Below are 2,500 nucleotides of genomic sequence, written 5' to 3' on the forward strand. Positions count from 1 at the left end.
GTAAGCGTAAAATAGTCCCCACCTTCATGCAGATGGGGACTTGAAGTATTATTTAAATAACTTTTTAAAAGAAATACAAGACACTGGTAAAGATGTTGACCATGGAAGTAGTCGGTCTAAGGCATCCATATCTGTCAAATCTATATTGGGAAGCTGCTCAAATAGATAGCGAAGGTAGTAATAAGGATTTAATCCATTTGCGATCGCTGTCTCCACAATACTGTAAATGATGGCACTGGCTCTTGCGCCTTGCGGTGTATTACTAAACAGCCAGTTTTTCCTTCCGATCACCACAGGTTTGATCGACCGTTCACTTCGATTATTATCGATCTCTAATCGACCATCCTCTAAAAAGGCTACTAATTTATCCCATTGATTTAGACAGTAGGTGATTGCTTTTCCTAAGCCACTTTTTGGCAACACTTTTTGTTCTTGTGTTTTTAGCCATGACAAAAAAGCCTCAAGTACGGGTTTGCTTTTTTCGAGACGTTTTTCATAGCGTACTTTTGGTTCCAGTCCTTTTAACTTTCGCTCAATAGCGAAAAGCTGATTACAGAATTGGAGACCTTCCGTCGCAGCTACTGGTTTGATGCTACCTTTTGGCAATGCTTTCAGTACGTCAGAGAATTCTCTTCTCGCATGAGACCAACAGCCTACGAGGGTGACATTCTCCACCTTATGATAGCCTGCATATCCATCCACCTGTAAATATCCTTTAAATCCTGTTAGGAATTTTTTCGGATTTTCTCCAGCTCTCGTTTCCTGATAATCGTAGAGAACAATTGGAGGTCCTTCAATTCCTGTACGGTACAACCATAGATAGGATTTCGAGGTAGCTGGTCTCCCAGGTTCACGGAGTACCTGCAGACTGGTCTCATCGGCATGCAAGATATCCAGCTTTAAAAGAAGCTGATGCATTCGATCATATAATGGAGTAAACCATTGGTCAGCCCCGTAGATCATCCAATTTGCCATCGTTTGACGAGATAAAGCTAGGCTCATTCGATGAAACTGCTTCTCTTGACGATATAAAGGAAGACCCTCTACATATTTTTGAGTCATGATGTGAGCCACAATAGAAGGAGAAGCTAAGCTACCTGAAATCACCGGTTTTGGCATTGGTGCCGTTTGGACTGGTGTTTCAATCTCTTCATGTTCGCAATGACGACATGAATAAACATAGCGAACATGCTTAACCACTTTCACTTCAGCTGGGATATATTTTAATTCTTGACGGACTTCTGTACTCATTTCATGTAAATCTCCACCGCAACACGAACACACCTGCTCTTCTTCGGATAAACGATATTCAATCGTTTCCACAGGCAAGTTTTCTAACATTAACTGACGTTGGCCGCGCTTCTTACGACGACGATAGGTAATGGTTTCCACTGTAGGTTCTGGTGATTCGAGGTTCGCCTCTTTTTCAACTTCATTAAAAAGCGTTAATTCCATCTGGCCTGGAAGTGTTCTTTCGCTGGAAACACCAAAACGCTTAGATTGATGTAGGCGAAGCTGCTCTTTTAACCAATTTATTTTGGCTTCTGATTCAGACTTTTCCTTTTCTAGCTTCGCCTCTAATTCTGCGTTTTGCTTTTCAAGAAGTTGAACGCGTTCGAGAAGTTCTTCAATTGTAGGAGTTGAGGTTGAGTGTTTTGTTTTCTTTTTCATAGGTTCCATTATACGAAAAAACAGGCTAATTGTCTCTATATAATGGAAGCATTTTATTAAATGATGGTTCTTGCCGTCACCTCTGGATGGGCTTGTTTTTGTTCCAACGATAGCCCATCCAGTAACCAGCGTAATTGTTGCCGGGTTATTTTTAAAGGAGTTGAGCCATGTTCATCTGATGGCCATTGGAATTTTCCTCGTTCCAATCGACGGTAATAGAGCCAAAATCCATTTTTATCCCAATATAAAATCTTCAATTTATCTCGCTTGCGATTACAGAAAACAAATAGATTAGGAGAAAAAGGATCTAGTTCGAATACTTCTTGAACAAGAACAGCTAATCCATCAATGGATTTTCTCATATCTGTGCTTCCACGGGCGAGATAGACACGACCAACCGTTACTTCATTCAACATTCTCTTTCAGTCAGTACCTTTATTACTTCTGCGAGAAGAGAAGGATTGAAACCGGGAGTTACTTCTATGGAAACAGAACCGACCTTAATCTGAAGGGATTCGCAGACCTCTTGTTTGGTTTTTGGCTCTTCTATAACTACTGGTACCCACAGGTTGTTTGCTTTCACTGTATTGTGATGATCTTTGATTTTTTTCAACCAATACTTGAATTGATGAATACTTATGTCATTAGATTCGCACCATTTAGCCTGAGTTTGGCCACTTGCTTTATAATCGGCAATCCTCCGTTCCCATTCCTTTCGTAATTCTGAATTAGGACTCTTTGCCATAAAAAAACCTCCTCAAATTTTCGTTTGAAGAGATTATCCCACGTTTGTTAGTTTGTTCATAGGTGGTTTCTATTTGACGATTAC

3 protein-coding genes are annotated in these 2,500 nt (G+C 40.4%); all 3 read right to left on the minus strand.

Annotation, left to right across the window (positions count from 1 at the left end; genetic code table 11):
* Positions 1–48 precede the first annotated feature (48 nt).
* The 3 genes from tnpC to tnpA are packed head-to-tail and all read right to left on the minus strand — an operon-like array spanning position 49 to position 2,416.
* Positions 49–1,671, minus strand: coding sequence for an IS66 family transposase (gene tnpC, locus MLD65_RS17835; protein ID WP_243293165.1), 1,623 nt, complete (start codon positions 1,669–1,671; stop codon positions 49–51).
* A gap of 56 nt (positions 1,672–1,727) precedes the next feature.
* Complete coding sequence (gene tnpB, locus MLD65_RS17840) at positions 1,728–2,087, minus strand: IS66 family insertion sequence element accessory protein TnpB (protein WP_279326143.1); 360 nt, start codon at positions 2,085–2,087, stop codon at positions 1,728–1,730.
* Complete coding sequence (gene tnpA / locus MLD65_RS17845) at positions 2,081–2,416, minus strand: IS66 family insertion sequence element accessory protein TnpA (protein ID WP_243293167.1); 336 nt, start codon at positions 2,414–2,416, stop codon at positions 2,081–2,083. Before tnpA ends, tnpB begins: the two co-directional genes overlap by 7 nt.
* Positions 2,417–2,500: the final 84 nt, after the last annotated feature.

Source organism: Bacillus sp. FJAT-47783, from assembly GCF_022808615.1.
Lineage (GTDB): Bacteria > Bacillota > Bacilli > Bacillales > Aeribacillaceae > Bacillus_BZ.

Excerpts from the sequence above, each read along its gene's own strand:
- tnpC (WP_243293165.1), bottom strand. The coding sequence starts at position 1,671 with ATGAAAAAGAAAACAAAACACTCAACCTCAACTCCTACAATTGAAGAA.
- tnpB (WP_279326143.1), bottom strand. The coding sequence starts at position 2,087 with ATGTTGAATGAAGTAACGGTTGGTCGTGTCTATCTCGCCCGTGGAAGC.
- tnpA (WP_243293167.1), bottom strand. The coding sequence starts at position 2,416 with ATGGCAAAGAGTCCTAATTCAGAATTACGAAAGGAATGGGAACGGAGG.